Annotated in this window: 14 protein-coding genes; 2 read left to right on the top strand and 12 right to left on the bottom strand. The window is 39.2% G+C overall.

The genetic code is table 11. From position 1 onward, the window contains the following. The first annotated feature begins 214 nt into the window (after window positions 1-214). Together HZ311_RS11785 and HZ311_RS11780 are read left to right on the top strand one after the other, a co-directional pair. A complete protein-coding gene (locus HZ311_RS11785) occupies window positions 215-520 on the top strand; it encodes a hypothetical protein (RefSeq protein WP_010736056.1) in 306 nt (101 codons plus the stop codon). A gap of 28 nt (window positions 521-548) precedes the next feature. Further along, window positions 549-1,853, top strand: coding sequence for a PTS sugar transporter subunit IIC (locus tag HZ311_RS11780; protein ID WP_023519264.1), 1,305 nt, complete (start codon window positions 549-551; stop codon window positions 1,851-1,853). A gap of 157 nt (window positions 1,854-2,010) precedes the next feature. Here HZ311_RS11780 and HZ311_RS11775 read toward each other — a convergent pair whose 3' ends face one another. From HZ311_RS11775 to HZ311_RS11720, 12 genes are all read right to left on the bottom strand, one after another. Next, window positions 2,011-4,230: a M60 family metallopeptidase gene (locus tag HZ311_RS11775; protein WP_023519263.1), complete on the bottom strand. Its 2,220-nt coding sequence runs from the start codon at window positions 4,228-4,230 to the stop codon at window positions 2,011-2,013. Window positions 4,231-4,923: 693 nt separating this feature from the next. Further along, window positions 4,924-5,187 carry a type B 50S ribosomal protein L31 gene (locus HZ311_RS11770; RefSeq protein WP_010736059.1) on the bottom strand — a complete coding sequence of 88 codons (264 nt, stop codon included), beginning with the start codon at window positions 5,185-5,187 and terminating at the stop codon, window positions 4,924-4,926. 96 nt (window positions 5,188-5,283) lie between these two features. Further along, window positions 5,284-6,579, bottom strand: a complete 1,296-nt coding sequence (gene rho, locus HZ311_RS11765; protein WP_010736060.1) for a transcription termination factor Rho — start codon at window positions 6,577-6,579, stop codon at window positions 5,284-5,286. Beyond that, window positions 6,576-7,847, bottom strand: coding sequence for a UDP-N-acetylglucosamine 1-carboxyvinyltransferase (locus HZ311_RS11760; protein WP_137072045.1), 1,272 nt, complete (start codon window positions 7,845-7,847; stop codon window positions 6,576-6,578). The genes rho and HZ311_RS11760 overlap by 4 nt, the downstream gene beginning before the upstream one ends. Window positions 7,848-8,020: 173 nt before the next feature. Further along, entirely contained in the window at window positions 8,021-8,890 is an 870-nt protein-coding gene (locus tag HZ311_RS11755) for a class II fructose-bisphosphate aldolase (protein ID WP_010736062.1), read from the bottom strand. 262 nt (window positions 8,891-9,152) lie between these two features. Further along, window positions 9,153-10,763, bottom strand: a complete 1,611-nt coding sequence (locus tag HZ311_RS11750) for a CTP synthase (protein ID WP_010736063.1) — start codon at window positions 10,761-10,763, stop codon at window positions 9,153-9,155. Window positions 10,764-11,419: 656 nt separating this feature from the next. Continuing rightward, window positions 11,420-12,760 carry a type I glutamate--ammonia ligase gene (gene glnA, locus HZ311_RS11745; RefSeq protein ID WP_010736064.1) on the bottom strand — a complete coding sequence of 447 codons (1,341 nt, stop codon included), beginning with the start codon at window positions 12,758-12,760 and terminating at the stop codon, window positions 11,420-11,422. Window positions 12,761-12,789: 29 nt separating this feature from the next. Then, window positions 12,790-13,185 (bottom strand): MerR family transcriptional regulator, encoded by a 396-nt coding sequence (locus HZ311_RS11740; RefSeq protein WP_010736065.1) that lies wholly within the window; start codon window positions 13,183-13,185, stop codon window positions 12,790-12,792. A gap of 169 nt (window positions 13,186-13,354) precedes the next feature. Further along, a complete protein-coding gene (hflX, locus tag HZ311_RS11735; protein WP_010736066.1) occupies window positions 13,355-14,599 on the bottom strand; it encodes a GTPase HflX in 1,245 nt (414 codons plus the stop codon). Further along, entirely contained in the window at window positions 14,596-15,519 is a 924-nt protein-coding gene (gene miaA, locus HZ311_RS11730) for a tRNA (adenosine(37)-N6)-dimethylallyltransferase MiaA (protein ID WP_010736067.1), read from the bottom strand. Before miaA ends, hflX begins: the two co-directional genes overlap by 4 nt. Before the next feature lie 7 nt (window positions 15,520-15,526). Beyond that, complete coding sequence (locus tag HZ311_RS11725; RefSeq protein WP_010736068.1) at window positions 15,527-16,261, bottom strand: glycerophosphodiester phosphodiesterase; 735 nt, start codon at window positions 16,259-16,261, stop codon at window positions 15,527-15,529. Between the two features lie 134 nt (window positions 16,262-16,395). Then, window positions 16,396-16,860, bottom strand: coding sequence for a hypothetical protein (locus HZ311_RS11720; RefSeq protein ID WP_371740687.1), 465 nt, complete (start codon window positions 16,858-16,860; stop codon window positions 16,396-16,398). Window positions 16,861-16,998: the final 138 nt, after the last annotated feature.

The following is a 16,998-nucleotide window of genomic DNA, read 5'->3' as shown; positions in this document are numbered from 1 at the left end:
CAGAACACAAACCAAAACATGGATCAGATTATGAGGGACTCCCTCTATCTGATCCATATTTTTTGATTCTTTCATCAAATACTTACACACTTGTCCATACTTCATAGGTATAGAAATAAAATTACGTTAGATAGATAAATATATTGATTTTTAATTTCATAAATGTATACTTGATTTATGAAAGCGTTTCAAACGAACAAAAGGAGGTCTCACCATGAATAATAAAGAAACAGTTCCATCAATCATTCATTTTGGGATGAAATCGGCTTGTTACTTGCTTCTTGCTTGTATCGTCAGTGGTATCTTCATTCCCTATTTATTCTATTTATTGCACTGGGAAGTTCGACTGGGTGTCTTTCTCTTTCTTCCTCCCTCTTTAGCTGCTGTCATCACTGGCAATTATTATTTTATTTCAACTAATACAGGTTTTACTAAAGGATGTATCCGAACATTTCTTATCGCTACAGTCTGTCTGATGTTCGTCGCTTATCTATGGTTGTATCAAGGCATCATCTTCTAAATTCTATCGATAAAAAAGGAGTGTCAATATGTTAACAAAGTTTACAGAAATCATTGAGCGTTATTTGGCAGGTCCAATGGCTACAATTGCCAACCAAAGACATTTACGTGCCATACGTGATGGGATCATAGCTACATTGCCACTAATTATCGTCGGTTCGTTTTTCTTGATCATTGCTTTTCCGCCCTTACCGCCCAGTTGGGGGATCTATCAGTTCTTGTCCGAAAATGCAGCAACTATTTTATTACCTTATCGCATGACCATGTATATCATGTCTCTATATGCGACATTTGGCATCGGTGCCAGTTTAGCCAAAACCTATAAACTAGATGTTGTTTCTGGTGGGTTACTCGCTACGATTGCTTTTTTGTTGACCTTTATCCCTGTCAATATTCCTCTTGAGGCTGCGGAAGCTGCTGGTACTTCTGGTTTTGTTTTGCCTATGGCCAATCTTGGCGGTGGTGGGATGTTTGTCGGAATCATTACTTCAATTTTTGCAGTCGAAGTGTATCGTTTGACGGATAAATCGAAATTTAAAATCACAATGCCTGAGCAAGTACCTCCTGCGGTCGCTCGTTCTTTCGAAGCATTAACGCCAACCTTGATCGTGATTTTAGTCATGGCATCGATCAGCTATTACATCGGCTTTGATTGGCACACTGCCGTTTCAAAAATTGTCAGCCCTTTGATCAGCGCAACCGATACGTTGCCGAGTGTCTTGTTGCTGATTTTTCTAATCACTTTTTTCTGGGCATTCGGTATCCATGGCGTATCCATCATTGGTTCACTTGCTCGCCCCTTATGGTTGCAGATCTTAGAATCCAATACAACTGCAGCAGCAGCTGGTGAGGCTTTACCCAATATTGCAGCTGAACCTTTTTATCAATGGTTTGTTTGGATCGGTGGCGCAGGTTGTACGATCGGTTTAGCGATTCTGCTTGCCTTCACAGCCAAATCAAAATATGCTTCAAAATTAGGTAAAGCAATCATCACTCCTTCTATTTTCAATATCAATGAGCCAGTTATCTTTGGCGTACCGATCGTATTGAATCCAACACTGATCATTCCGTTTATCTTTGCTCCAATGGTTTGCGCAACCATCGCTTGGTTTGCGACTAAACTAGGTTTAGTCAGTGCTGTTACCATCACCGCACCATGGACGCTCCCTGGTCCTATTGGTGCTTACTTAGCTACAGGTGGTGACTGGCGGGCAGCCGTATTGAACATTTTATTGATCATTCTTTCCATTTTCATGTATTATCCATTTGTTAAGATTTATGATAAAAATGAATTAGCAAAAGAACAGGCTTTAGAAACTGGAACACCAAGATAGACACCACTATCTAACTAATTTGAGAAATACTTAAAGTAAGTTTGAGTCAACTTCTTTTATTTCATAAAAACAGCACCTACTTTCCTTAAAGAAAGAAGTAGGTGCTATTTTTCATTACTGTTTTTTCATTCTAGCGAAACTGATTTGTTGTAACTTATTATTTCAATACCCAGACACTGCTTGTTTCGGGATTGCTATTGGTATTCCACCATTTTGCTTCATAGGTCTTTCCTTTGTAGACGACTCGGTCACCACCAGAATATGCTTTGATTGTTCTCCATTCTTCTGTTTGTGTTTTATCTACTTTCTCCCATGCCTGAGATGTATCAGGACGTTCACCTCTGACCCACCATTTAGCACGGTATTGGATGCCGTTATAAATCACTAAATCTCCTGCTGTGTAAATTTGGTCACTGCGCCAAGTATCTTGAATAACATTTTGCTCATTGGTCTTGATTATCACTGCCGGACTTTTTCCTGACTCATTACCTGCTCCATCATAAGCACTGACTTGATAAGTATAGCTAGTATTGCTTGCTAGATTTGTATCGGTGAAATTCAAGCCTGTTACTGAATTGATTTTCACCCCATCACGATAGATATTGTAGCCAGCCACACGTAAATTATCTGTCGCAGCAGTCCAAGTGATCTGTGCGGTATTTGTAGTAACAGTGCCTTGTGTCAAACCTGTAGGGATGCTTGGTGCTTCGTCATCTTTTTCTTCTTGTCGTGTAACAACCGTCAAGAAGCCCGTTTTTGCTGATTCATTACCTGCTTCATCATAAGCACTCACCTGATACACATATACTTCGTTACTCTTTAAATTTTCATCTAAATACTCTGGCTTATCCGTTGTTCCCACTTTTACGTTGTTCCGATAAACATTATACCCTTTGACTTTTGTGTTGTCTGATGATGGATTCCATGTTAATTTGACAGAATGACTTGTTACCTCATTCGCCGCAAGATCTGATGGAATCGTCGGTGCTTCTTTGTCATTATTGTTCGTACCACCATCGATATCTCCTACTTCACCTGTCATCTCATCTCGATACTCCCAGATTTTTTTAGTCAAGCTTGGTAGTTTTTCCATTTCAAGTCGACTTTCAGCAGTTACTTGAATACCCCATTTTTCAAAGAAAGGTTGTAAGTTCTGACCACTGATTTTTGAAGCCGCAACGACAAAATACTGACGTTTATCTTGTTCCGTAGGAAGGGCGCGTTGTTCATTTCGATACATTTTATGTAAATTAGGATAGAAATCTTCACCAAATGCTAATTCCAATTGCCAGAACATTCCTAATTTTGTCCAGATATCCTGGTCATCAAATTGTTTCTGTCCTGTTCCATTCAAATAGTTGAAAATAGTTGGATAACGATTATCTCTTTCTAGACGACTACGCTCGCTCAGTCCTTTTTCTGCGCGCAGAGAATAAATATTTACTGTGACCTCCGTCAAGTCTTTCCAATTCATTCGTGATAATTGATACGTATGACCAAGTTCATGCCAAATTCCCCATTGTCCGATAGTCGTAGGATTCAGTACTGCTCTCATTGCATCTGAGGTGCTGTTATAAGCTGTATGTTGATAAAAAGCATACATATAATAGCCAGACTGAATGGTTTCTCGCAAATGCTGGAACAAACCAACTGGCTTTCGATGGACAGCAGAACTACCATCTAAACCAGACGTTTGATTATGGAATGTAATGACTTTCTCATGTGCATTAAGAATCGTCTCAGGATCCTTTGCATCCTGGAGTGTTCGATTCGATCCTGTCACTAACACACGGTCACTGACTAGTTCATAGCCTACTGCTGTCGGATTATCGGCAATCATTTTTGTCCATTCCTGCTGGGTTGTTTTACCAAGAATAAACCGAGGAATCTTTATCCCACCTTTGATTTCAATACTTAGTTTTCCTTGCGCTGTTTGACCAGATTCATTTCGAATGTGGATCAGACCGACTTGCGAACCAGAAATCACATTACGTCCCTTAACCAGTTGTGTTCCATTTGCCGACCCTTCCGAAAAACTCGTTAAAGCAGGTGTAGTAACTGTATATGTCGGCAGTTGTGTTTGATCAGTTGATTCATCTACGTATATCTCGATCACATCATTCCCACGCTTATATATTCCGGTCGATTGATTAGTACTCGGACCAAATGGATTATCTAAAATAGTTGATCTATATGTATTTAGATTCTCACTCTGTTTGAGTTCCAGTTTAGTAGAAATATTTTGATTTGTTTGTACGATTGCAGATATGGTAGCTTTTTCATTATCCCTCGAATGAATAACTTCATCTGCAGTAGTTATATCAGAAAACATAACTATCCCTAACAGTGCAGCGCTAAATAATAAACTTTTCTTCATTTTTAAAATAACTCCCCTAAAATTAATTTTTATTACAAAATAACTATAACATCTGAAAGAATATGTTATTTACCAATTTTTCATCACATCTAAAAAAAATGAAAAAAAATTTATTTTATTTATGCTTCAACTGATAATTACCTATAAAATTGCTGTTTATATCACTATCCTTATCAAACAATGATTTAAAAAAATAAGGAAAGAATAACCATGTTTTGTATATTTTGCCTATATAATAAAAAAACAGACTACTTGAATGACCTAGCCTCTGATAGAAACAGTTTTAGAATGTTTAAGCAAATAGATTTTTCTTATCTCTGGAATGTCCGCGTCTGATATGCATTCGACAGCAAGTATCTTTTCTTCTGATGTCGAATGCTGAATCATCGTTACTTGCAGAATATTCTTTATTTGGAAAAAGATTCTGAGCATACATCTACACATTAAAAAACTTAATTCATAAACCTATTATTATTTTTGAAAACGTAGGAAATTAACACGTACTTCTGTATACCAAGCGAATAAACCTAATGTTTAGAATTCTTCGTTAACAGCCAACCAGTGATCAGAAGAAACAGTAAATCGTTTTGCTGTTTTCATGAGTGGTACATTGGTATTTACAAAAGATCAAAAGCAAAAAACAGACTATCCTGATAGGATAGTCTGTTAAACCTTGACTTAACAATGGTTTGATTATTCTGCAGCGTTTTCGTCTTTGAGACCGTATTTTTTGTTGAAACGGTCCACACGTCCGTCTGCTTGTGTGAATTTTTGACGTCCAGTGTAGAATGGATGTGAGTCAGAAGTTACTTCGACACGGATGACTGGGTATGTATTACCGTCTTCCCATTCAACTGTTTCTTGTGAAGTTTTTGTTGAACCTGACAAGAATTTGAAACCAGTTGTAGAATCCAAAAATACGACTGGATGGTAATCTGGATGGATATTTTCTTTCATGCTATTCGCTCCTTTGCCCTGCTTCATTTGCTGAACCAGAGTTGATTTGTCGATTTACAACATTTACATCTTACCATGTTTCCTATAAGCTTGCAATTATCTTTTTAAATTTCTTGTGGGATTTTTTTTGCCAAAAGAAACATCTTGGAAATCTTTAAAAAATTGTTGGTTATTTTTAGTTTTTCGCAAGAAACGGATCAATTGTTCCGTATATTCTAATGAGTCGCCAATCATATGCTTACGGAGTTTCCAGATTTCTTCTAGCTGATCACTATCCATCAATAACTCTTCTTTACGAGTACCTGATTTTTTGATGTCGATGGCAGGGAAAATACGGCGTTCTGATAATTCACGAGATAGTTGTAATTCTAAGTTCCCTGTTCCTTTGAATTCTTCGTAGATGACATCATCCATCCGACTCCCAGTATCAACTAATGCCGTAGCCAAAATCGTTAAGCTACCGCCTTCTTCAATATTTCTGGCAGCGCCAAAGAATTTTTTCGGTTTGTACAATGCTGCAGGATCGATTCCTCCGCTCAATGTACGACCACTTGGTGGTACCACTAGATTATAAGCACGAGCTAAGCGAGTGATACTGTCCATCAAGATGACGACATCCCGTTTATCTTCAACTAAACGCATGGCACGCTCTAAAACCAATTCAGAAACCCGCGTGTGGTTTTGTGGTTGCAGATCAAATGTGGAAGAAACCACATCGCCTTTGACACTACGCTCAAGATCGGTTACTTCTTCAGGTCTTTCGTCGATCAATAGAACGATCAACTCCACTTCTGGATGATTTTCAGTGATCCCATTAGCGATTTCTTTTAAGATGGATGTTTTTCCTGCTTTCGGCGGTGCAACGATCAACCCACGTTGTCCAAAGCCAATCGGCGAGAAAATATCGATCATGCGTGTTGCAATTTGTTGCGGTGTCGTTTCTAAACGAAGTTGCTTCTCCGGATAAAGCGGCGTCAATGCTGGGAAATGCGGGCGCTCTTTCGCATCTTCAGGATCTCTCCCATTGACACTTTCAACGTGCATCAATCCGTAATATCGTTCTGATTCTTTAGGCGGTCTTGCTTTACCAGCTACTTTGTCACCGTTTCTTAAACTGAAGCGACGAATTTGGGAGGCAGAGATATAAATATCTTCGACACTTGGACCATAGTTGATCGGACGCAAAAAACCATAGCCGTCTTGTCCAACGATATCTAAAATCCCCTCCATATAGTAAAAGCCTTGTTTTTCAGCCTGAGCTCGAATAACAGCTAGGGATAATTCCTTTTTGTTCATCTTACTGTAATAAGGAATCTTGAATTCTTTTGCATAACTGTAAACATCTTTTAGTGTTTTGTTTTCCAGTTCGGCCATTGTCAAATAATCGCTCATTCGGCTTCCACTTCCTCCACCATTTTGATACTTGCTCCGATTGCTGTTAATTTCTCGATGATATGATCATAACCACGCAAAATATATTCGACATTATAAATCGTTGTCGTGCCTTCTGCCATCAATCCTGCAATCACTAAACAAGCCCCTGCGCGTAGATCTGAAGCAACAACTTCAGCGCCATGGAGTTTATTCGGCCCATTCAGGATGATCATATTACCTTCTACTGAGATATCAGCACCCATTCGTGCTAATTCAGGAACATGATTCACTCGCTTCGAATAGATCGTATCCACGATCTCAGCAGTTCCAGTAGTCATCAATAATAACGGTGTCAACGGTTGTTGTAAGTCTGTGGCAAAACCTGGATACGGATAAGTCATCACATTCGCGGCTTTTAAATTCTTTGAAGGATAAACTTCGATCTCGTCTTCACTGATTTTCATGCTCACACCGATTTCTTGAAGTTTAGCAATAAAACTTTCAAGATGCTCATAGATCACATTCTTGATTTTTACGCCATTTCCTGCGGCAGCAGCTACAGCCAAATAAGTCCCTGCTTCGATACGGTCAGGAATCATGAAATGGCGGCAGCCATGCAGTTCTTCTACTCCTTCAATACGAATCACGTCAGTACCTGCTCCACGTATCTTGGCACCCATATTGTTCAATAATGTCGCAACATCAATGATTTCAGGTTCTCGCGCCGCATTTTCGATTGTCGTCTGTCCATTTGCTTTCACTGCTGCTAACATGATATTGATCGTTGCACCAACAGAAATCACATCCATAAACACACGATTTCCATTAAGCGTTTTGTTTTCTGTTCGTAAGTACATCGCACCATGTTCATTTGTGACTTTTGCTCCTAACGCTTCAAACCCTTTGATATGAAGGTCGATTGGACGCGGACCAAGGTAACAGCCGCCTGGTAGACCAACAACTGCTTCGCCAAATTTAGCTAATAAGGTGCCCATAAAATAGTAAGAAGCACGCAAGCTATTGATCTTCCCACTTGGCATCGGTACTGAAACGACACCACGTGGATCGATTTCTAATACATTGTTTTCAAAACGGACAGTTGCGCCCATGATTTCTAAAATTTCTATCAATGAATGAACATCTTGAATGTCAGGTACACCTTCCAAGATCACAGGAGAATCTGCTAAAATCGCTGCTGGTATCAAGGCAACTGCACTATTTTTAGCACCACTGATCGTTACTTCACCAGTCAATGGACGATTTCCTTCGATGATTATTTTTTTCATTTGTTCCCCACCTTGTTTATTCCTCAAATTTTATACATATGCTTGTATTTTATCATAGATGAAACGAAGAAACGAGTATCGTTCCTTTTATTTAAATAAAAAAAGAGAACAATCGCCGGATCGGCACATTGTTCTCTTCTATCAGTTATCTCGTTCGATCTAACTTTTATCGATTATGCTTTGTTAGCAGAACCGAACCAGTCGATATGAGATTCAGCATCTTTAACGATTGCTGCTTTACCTGGTGCTAATAATTTACGAGGGTCAAATCCTTTACCTTCGCGGTCTTTACCAGCTTCGATATATTCACGAGTTGCTGCAGCAAATGATAATTGGAATTCAGTGTTCACATTTACTTTAGAAATACCCATTGAGATAGCTTTTTCGATTTGATCTTGAGGAATACCAGATCCGCCGTGTAATACTAAAGGTACATCTGAACCTACAGCATCAGCAATTGCTTGTAAGTGATCAAATGCTAATCCGCTCCAGTTTTCTGGATATTGACCGTGGATGTTACCAATACCACATGCTAAGTAGTCAATACCTGTTGCTACCATTTGTTTACATTCTTCGATGTCTGCTAATTCACCTGTTCCGATGATTCCATCTTCTTCTCCACCGATTGAACCAACTTCACACTCAACTGAGATTCCTTTAGCGTGAGCTTTTTCAACAACGTCTCTAGCTAATTTCAAGTTTTCTTCGAATGGTAAATGAGAACCATCGAACATAACTGAAGTATAGCCAACTTCGATACATTCTAATGCAGCATCGTAGTCACCGTGGTCTAAATGGATTGCCACTGGAACAGTGATGTTCATTGATTCAACTAAATTAGTGATCATGTCTTTACATACTTTGTAACCACCCATGTATTTAGCTGCACCCATTGAAGTTTGGATAAGTACTGGTGCTTTTTTAGCTTCAGCTGCTTCTAAGATCGCTTGAGTCCATTCTAAGTTGTTTGTGTTGAACCCGCCGACAGCATAACCGCCTTTACGAGCAGCTTGTAAAAATTCAGCTCCTGATACTACTGGCATAATAAATTCCTCCTAAATTTTGTGAAAACTAAATTTGTTAAGATGATCCTTAACCAACGAACCTATTTTACCAAACATTTCACTAGTTTTCTACTAAAATCAATAAAAATGAAAATTTTCAAGACGCTTTTTTCATTAAATAAATAAAATCCACCGAAATATCGTAGGTAAAAGGTTCTCTATAAACATTTAAAATATTTATTAATAACAATTCTAATAATTTGACACTCGCTGATTTTGACGGATCAATTCCTAGTATTTTTTATTTTGATTCGCGTTCCGTTAACGAAGCACCAACAAATGCTTTGATCAATTTTTGCGGACGGTTTGGACGTGAAATCAATTCTGGATGGAATTGACAACCAACAAAGAATTTCTTATCTGTGATCTCAACGATCTCAACTAAACGATTGTCTGGAGATACACCTGAGAAGACTAAGCCATGTTCTTCAAATTGTTGACGGTATTTATTGTTGAATTCATAGCGATGACGATGACGTTCTTGAACCACTTCTGCCCCATCATAAGCTGTAGCAGTAGTCGTGCCTTTTTTGACTTTACATGGGTAAAGCCCTAAACGTAATGTTCCACCAAGATTTTCAATGTTTTCTTGATCTGCCATCAAGTCGATGATGTTGTTTGCAGTTTCTGGAATCGTTTCTGCTGAAGCAGCGTCTTCTAGACCTACAACGTTACGTGCAAATTCAACACACGCCATTTGCATCCCTAAACAAATTCCTAAGAATGGGACATCATTTTCACGAGCATAACGAATGGCTTCGATTTTCCCTTCGATTCCTCGATCACCAAAACCACCTGGTACTAAGATCCCATCGGCCTCTTTCAATCGTTCATCCACATTTTCACTCGTTAACTCATGGGCTTTTACCCAATCCAATTCGATATCCGCATCAAACGCAAAACCTGAGTGTTTCAATGCTTCAACAACTGAGATATACGCATCAGGTAATTCAACATATTTCCCTACTAAAGCAATGCGAACTTTTTTCTTCAAGTTCAAGACACGATTTTCTAATGCTTTCCATTCGGTCATATCTGCTTCTGGTGTTGAAAGCTTCAAATGATCACAAACGATCCGATCCATTCCTTGTGATTGCAATAATAACGGGATTGAATATAGTGTATCTACGTCTGGTGATTCGATTACTGCTTCTGGTTCAACGTCACAAAATTGTGCCAATTTATTTTTGACATCTTGAGATACTGGTTGCTCTGTGCGCACGACTAAGATGTTTGGTTGGATACCTAATCCACGTAACTCTTTCACGCTATGTTGTGTTGGTTTAGTTTTCATTTCACCAGCCGCTTTTAAATAAGGAATCAACGTTGTATGGATATACATCACGTTATCAGAGCCAACATCAGCTTTCATTTGACGCAATGCTTCTAAGAATGGCAGTGATTCAATATCCCCAACTGTGCCGCCGACCTCTGTAATAATGATATCTGAGTCAGTCATTTTAGCTGCACGCATGATTTTTTCTTTGATTTCATTCGTAATATGCGGAATCACTTGGACAGTTGCGCCTAAGTACTCCCCTTTACGTTCTTTACGCAAGACTTCTGAATAAATTTTTCCTGTCGTCACATTGGAGTATTTGTTCAAGTTGATGTCAATAAAACGTTCGTAGTGGCCTAAGTCCAAATCCGTTTCTGCTCCATCATCTGTAACGAAAACTTCTCCGTGTTGGTATGGACTCATTGTTCCTGGGTCCACGTTGATGTATGGATCAAATTTTTGGATCGTTACTTTCAATCCACGATTTTTCAACAAACGGCCTAAAGATGCTGCTACGATCCCTTTACCAATCGATGAAACCACGCCGCCTGTCACAAAAATGTATTTTGTCATATGTTCAAAAACTCCTTCTTGTTTTATCTGCAGGAAAAGTCTAAGAAAATAAATAAGGCTCCCTATCCTTCTAAAGAATAGGGAGCGTTGATTTCTGTAAACTTCTGACCCTCTAAAAGGGTGCCCAAGGTGTATATTACAAGCTATCTAAACGAAAGTCAAGTATTCAATTACGTTTATACCTACTTGATGGATAAAAGCACTTTCACTGACGTCAATACATTAAGTCCTATGAAACGGAATAAAAATAGTGAAAAAAATATTACTATATATATCGAAATAGTTGGAACAAAAAATCTCATAAACGATCAAATAATCGCTTTATAGGAAAATTTTATTTGGATGTCACCCTTTTTACTCCTTTCCATACTCTATCAAAGCAGGTAATAGGAAACTTTTCTCAGGATCCACTGCAAGCGAGCCACAAGGCCAAAAATTCACACTCCAGTGATGAAGAAAAAAAGCGTCTGAGACATTAGTCCTCTTGTACCACCTAAAACCGAATAAACGGCAGAAACAGAAGTAACCTCTTTGGAAATAAGGCGCCATCCACAAAAATTTGAAGAACAATTTTCGTGGATAGCGCCTTATTTCTCGAGGCTGAACACTTCTGTCACGACCTCTTCTATACTTTTCTTTGATTTAACGGGATTTTATTAGTAAAGCTCTAAATATTGTTCTCTTTCCCATTCAGAAACGGTTTGTCTAAAGGCAGCCCATTCCAGACGTTTTGCTTCCACAAAGTTTGCAAAGATATGATTGCCTAACGCATCGATCATCACTTTGTCTTTGCGCAATTCTTTGATGGCATTGTGGATCGTTGATGGAAGATCTTGGATTTGCGCTTCTTCACGTTCTTCTTCGTTCATCACGTAGATGTTACGATCAACAGCCGGTGGTGGTGTCAATTCATTACGGATACCATCTAAACCTGCTTGTAGTAAAACAGCCATTGCTAGGTATGGGTTCGCTGCTGGATCGACAGAACGTAATTCTAAACGAGTGGATAAACCACGAGATTCCGGTACACGTACCAATGGCGAACGATTACGTCCACTCCATGCCACGTAAACAGGTGCTTCGTAGCCTGGAACTAAACGTTTATAAGAGTTGACCGTTGGATTGCAGACCGCTGTATACGCACGCGCATGTTTCAGTAAGCCACCTAAGAAATGATACGCAGTTTGACTTAATTCTAAATCTCCGTCTTTATCGTAAAAGGCATTTCCATCTTCATTGAATAAAGACATATTGCAGTGCATTCCAGAACCGTTGATCCCGAATAATGGTTTTGGCATGAAAGTCGCATGCAAGCCATGTTTACGAGCAATGGTTTTCACGACTAATTTAAACGTTTGGATATTGTCACAAGCATCCACGACATCTGCATATTTGAAGTCGATCTCGTGTTGTCCAGGAGCCACTTCATGGTGAGAAGCCTCCACTTCAAAACCTAAGCTTTCTAATTCCAATACGATATCTCGACGGCAATTTTCGCCTAGATCCGTTGGTGCAAAATCAAAGTAACCACCTTTGTCATTCAACGTCGTAGTGATGCCACCATCTTCATCTAATTTGAACAAGAAGAATTCTGGTTCAGGCCCTAAGTTGAATGAGGTAAAGCCAAGTTTTTTCATATCATTTAATGAACGTTTCAGATTGCCACGAGGGTCACCAGCAAATGGAGTACCATCTGGATTATAAATGTCACAAATCAGGCGCGCCACTTTGCCGTGGTCGCTTTCCCATGGGAAAATCATCCAAGTAGAAAGATCAGGATACAAGTACATATCACTTTCTTCGATTCTGACAAATCCTTCAATCGAAGAACCATCAAACATCATTTTATTCTCAAGTACTTTGTCGATTTGACTCACTGGAACTTCAACATTTTTGATTGTTCCTAATATATCTGTAAACATCAAACGTAAAAAGCGTACGTTCTCATCCTCAATGATTCGTTTAATTTCTTCGCCTGTGATTTGTTTCTTTACCATGGTATCCCTCTTTCTTTTTTTTATTTCATTCAGTCAAAGTATTGACGTTGTTGCAAGCCTTGTGACTGATAATGTCCTGTTTTGGCTAACCCACCTTGAGCTAATATCTCATCACGGAAAATTTGACGAACGTCGTGATCGGTCAGCGGTTTTTTACTTTTTTCTTCTTGTTTTTTCGCCTGTGCCATTTCATAGACCCGTTTGATTCCAGCCATATTCAATCCTTCTGAAAGATAATCCTTGATTTCTAATAGAATATCGATATCATTCAATGAATACATGCGTCGATTTCCTTCACTTCGCTCGGGATGAACAAATTCCTGTTCTTCATAATACCTGATTTGTCGAGCAGTCAAGTCTGTTAGTTTCATAACTGTACCAATTGGAAATACTGACATTGAACGACGTAATTCCTTTTCTCCCATCTGACGTCTCCTTTCGTCCTATCAATTGAATAAAGTATACCAATCACAAAAAAGACTGTCAACCTCCCATGTTAGGTTTTCTTACATAAGGAGCAGTTTTTTTTATAAAAAAACTTGATCCACTTCTATATGAAGTCGATCAAGCTCGTTTTTTCTTATTATTTCATTTTTAAAATAACTCATCTTTTTTTAGCCATTTTGAATTTTTATTCGCAAACCCACGTACTTCATAGCTATTTTGTTCTTCAATGAAGTGTTCATCTAATACAAGTGTCTGCCGTCTCAACTCACTTAATGTTTGTCCTTGATCACTTGGCACAATTTTCGTATAAGGAAGCATCAACTCCATCAATTGCCGTTTGACGGCCTCGATCAAGCGTTCTTTCCCCTCTTGTGTCTGAGCAGAAATCAAGACATTCGGAAATAAAGTCGGTGTAAATCCTGCTGTGTCGATCTGGTCTGATTTATTATAGACAGTCAATACAGGCATTTCTTTCATATCTAACTCGTCCATCAACTTTAAAACTGTTTGTTCTTGCAAGATTCGATCAGAAGAACTTGCATCGACAACATGAAGCAAGAGATCCATCCCTTGACTTTCTTCAAGGGTTGAATGGAACGCATCAATCAACTGGGTGGGCAGATCTTGGATAAAACCAACGGTATCCGTTACAGTCAATTCGAATCCTTCCGCAAAACGCCATTTTTTCGTCAGCGGATCAAGGGTGGCAAATAGTTGATCTTTCGCATATGATTCAGCTTGCGTCAATAAATTAAGGATTGTTGATTTACCCGCATTTGTGTAACCGATCAAACCAATTTGAAACACTTCGCTACTTTGTCTTTTTTGCCGATTACGTTCTCGATGGGCCTCCACTGCTTTTAGCTCTCTTTTTACGCCTAAGATCTTGTTGCGGATATGCCGACGATCCGTTTCCAGTTTCGTTTCTCCTGGTCCCCTTGTACCGATCCCACCACCAAGACGAGAAAGCGACTCACCTTGTCCAGCGAGACGAGGTAGTAGGTATTGCAATTGCGCCAATTCGACTTGCAGTTTCCCTTCTTTAGATCGCGCACGCATCGCAAAGATATCCAAGATCAATTGGACTCGATCAATGACCGGCGCCCCTACCGCATCGGTAATCAGCTGACTTTGACGCGGAGTCAATTCGTGGTTGAATATGACAAGATCTGCCTCATAAGCATCTGCTAATTGGGTCAATTCTTGAAGCTTTCCTTTACCGATCAACGTTTGACGATCCACTTGCGGTCGTTTTTGCGTGAGTCTATATACGACTTCACCAGCTGCTGTATCGATCAATTGTTCCAATTCTTTCATTGATTCAGCAAAATATCGCTGATTTTCTTCCGTTTCTACACCAACAATGATTACTTTTTCTTTTGCTTCTCTCATGTTCCCACCTCTTTCAGCCAACCTTCGATGGCATTTTCGATCTCTGCTAGATCTGTCGGTTTTTTCAAGAGATCGAACCAATGCGCCGTCAAACGATTACGAAACCAAGTCAGTTGTCGTTTGGCATAGCGCCGAGAGTTCAATTTGATTTGTTCGACTGCCTCATCTAGAGTGATGTTTTCTTCAAAATAAGGAAAGAATTCTTTATAGCCGATCCCTTGACTGGCTTGAACCGCCCCTAATTCATAGACCTTTCTTGCTTCTGCAATCAATCCCTCTGTGAGCATTTGATCCACTCGTTGGTTGATTCTACTATAAAGGAACTCACGCTCCGTATCCAGACCGATCATATAATAATCATACAAGCACTCAGGTCTATCTTTCGGTGCCATGATACTATAGCCTGTTGTCTCAAATACTTCTAATGCGCGAATCACTTTTCGCTGATTATTCCAATGGATTTTCCCCGCTGCAAGCGGATCGCGTTCATTCAAATAAGCCCAAAGTTTTTCTTTTCCTAGTTCTTCAGCCATTTTTTCATATTTCTCTCGAACAGTAGCATCCGTTTCTTCATTTGCTCCTAATTGAAAATCGTACAATAACGATTGAATATATAAACCGGTGCCACCAACGATGATCGGCAAATGTCCTCTTTCGGTGATTTCCTTGATCAACTTGCGACCTGCCTGTTGAAAATCCGCTGCCGAATACTGCTGGTCTGGCTCAATCACATCAATCAAATGATGAGGAATCCCCATCATTTCAGTTGGCTTGATTTTTGCCGTACCGATATCCAGATGTTTATAAATTTGTAAGGAATCTCCACTGATGATCTCGCCGTTGAATTTTTGGGCAAGTGTCACACTTAACGCTGTTTTACCAACTGCTGTGGGTCCTACGATCACTAATACTTTTTCCATATGGCTCCTACTTTTTCATTAATTGTTTAACATACCAAGCACGTTCAGGAAAGTCTGTGATGAGTGCATCCACAGGTTCCTTTAATCCTCTTTCAAGCTCTTCTGTCGTATTGACTGTCCAAAGACGAATACGCTTTGGAAACTCCTGTATTTCCTGAGGATGCGCAAATGCCCAAGTTGCTTTAGGGTGAAGACCTTCAATAAAAGGTAAGGTCTTAGCTAGATCTAATTTTTTCATTGAATCACTCATTAAAAGATCCAGTTGTGCGTCTGGTTCGATGACGGATAAACGTTCTAAGGAACGAAGGTTGAAACTACAATAAGCATGACGAAACGGCCACTCATTTTTTGTCATAAGTTCAGATACTTGTGCTTCGATCCCTTCATACTCATACTTGTCCGTTTTGATTTCGATCATCAATGTTCCTCGATAATTTTTTTGGAGAAGTAGCGAGAGTACTTCTTTTAGCGCAGGGATTTTCGCTGCTGGGAAATCTTTACTAAACCAACTGCCTGCATTCAATTTTTTCAGCTCTTCGAGAGTCTTTTCTCGAACAAGGCCTTTTCCATTGGTTGTTCGATCAACGGTTTCATCATGGATAACAATCAGTTGACCGTCCTTACTAAGATGGACATCTAGCTCGATCCCATCCACCCCCACTCTTACTGCTTCAGAAAAGGCGGGCAATGTATTTTCCGGATGGGTTCCTTTACTTCCTCGATGTGCATAAATCTGTACCATAGTCCTCACTCCGATCATCCCTATTTTACCACAGGAACAAAAAAGAAAAAGCTTGGACTCATTGTAAGTGCCCAAACTTTTACTTTATCAAAATGTTTAGTTTCTCTTATCCTTGAGTAAACAATATGTTTTGTTTAGCTCCACACATCATCTTTTGAGAAAAAGCCGATTGGTTGTCTCGTTGTATTTTTCAACTGGGATTTTTTCTCATTGATCATTGCGGTCAAATTATCTGTGAAATTTTCCAAAATGACACGCCCACCTTTGTAAGCATAGCCGCCGATCTTCATCGTTTCATCCGGTGAAAGAATCACTTTGCGATGAGCGATATTTTGGAATAATTCATCTAAAATGTAATTTGGTAAATAAAAATTATTTTGTGCAGAAAATGATTGCAAATACGCAAAGTCATCGATTGTGATATAACAATCGTCAAAAGCATCAAAGCTGACATATTCTTCCAACAAGCTCGCACGCTTTTGGAGAATCTCATTGATTTTTTTATTTAATTGATTCAATGTTTCGATTTCTTTGACTTTCAGTTCCAATTCGCGTCTACGTTGCTCTTTATTCTCAAGATGACGCATTTGGATCGCCATCCCTAAGTAGACTAAGATTGCTCCTACTAATACACCGATAAAACCTGTGATAGCAATTACCAATTACGGTTCCTCCTTCTTATTGATTTCTTTTTTATCATAACATAAACTCACTTTATGAGACTAGCTCTCGGAAAG

Origin of the sequence: Enterococcus mundtii (genome assembly GCF_013394305.1) — a bacterium.
Taxonomy (GTDB): domain Bacteria; phylum Bacillota; class Bacilli; order Lactobacillales; family Enterococcaceae; genus Enterococcus_B; species Enterococcus_B pernyi.
Note: the sequence above shows the minus strand (reverse complement) of the source record. Positions and strands in the feature narration are given on the sequence as shown.

Bases quoted from the DNA above. Each gene is read 5' to 3' on its own strand.
- HZ311_RS11785 (WP_010736056.1), top strand. From the start codon at position 215: ATGAATAATAAAGAAACAGTTCCATCAATCATTCATTTTGGGATGAAA.
- HZ311_RS11780 (WP_023519264.1), top strand. From the start codon at position 549: ATGTTAACAAAGTTTACAGAAATCATTGAGCGTTATTTGGCAGGTCCA.
- HZ311_RS11775 (WP_023519263.1), bottom strand. From the start codon at position 4,230: ATGAAGAAAAGTTTATTATTTAGCGCTGCACTGTTAGGGATAGTTATG.
- HZ311_RS11770 (WP_010736059.1), bottom strand. From the start codon at position 5,187: ATGAAAGAAAATATCCATCCAGATTACCATCCAGTCGTATTTTTGGAT.
- rho (WP_010736060.1), bottom strand. From the start codon at position 6,579: ATGAGCGATTATTTGACAATGGCCGAACTGGAAAACAAAACACTAAAA.
- HZ311_RS11760 (WP_137072045.1), bottom strand. From the start codon at position 7,847: ATGAAAAAAATAATCATCGAAGGAAATCGTCCATTGACTGGTGAAGTA.
- HZ311_RS11755 (WP_010736062.1), bottom strand. From the start codon at position 8,890: ATGCCAGTAGTATCAGGAGCTGAATTTTTACAAGCTGCTCGTAAAGGC.
- HZ311_RS11750 (WP_010736063.1), bottom strand. From the start codon at position 10,763: ATGACAAAATACATTTTTGTGACAGGCGGCGTGGTTTCATCGATTGGT.
- glnA (WP_010736064.1), bottom strand. From the start codon at position 12,760: ATGGTAAAGAAACAAATCACAGGCGAAGAAATTAAACGAATCATTGAG.
- HZ311_RS11740 (WP_010736065.1), bottom strand. From the start codon at position 13,185: ATGGGAGAAAAGGAATTACGTCGTTCAATGTCAGTATTTCCAATTGGT.
- hflX (WP_010736066.1), bottom strand. From the start codon at position 14,599: ATGAGAGAAGCAAAAGAAAAAGTAATCATTGTTGGTGTAGAAACGGAA.
- miaA (WP_010736067.1), bottom strand. From the start codon at position 15,519: ATGGAAAAAGTATTAGTGATCGTAGGACCCACAGCAGTTGGTAAAACA.
- HZ311_RS11725 (WP_010736068.1), bottom strand. From the start codon at position 16,261: ATGGTACAGATTTATGCACATCGAGGAAGTAAAGGAACCCATCCGGAA.
- HZ311_RS11720 (WP_371740687.1), bottom strand. From the start codon at position 16,860: ATGGCGATCCAAATGCGTCATCTTGAGAATAAAGAGCAACGTAGACGC.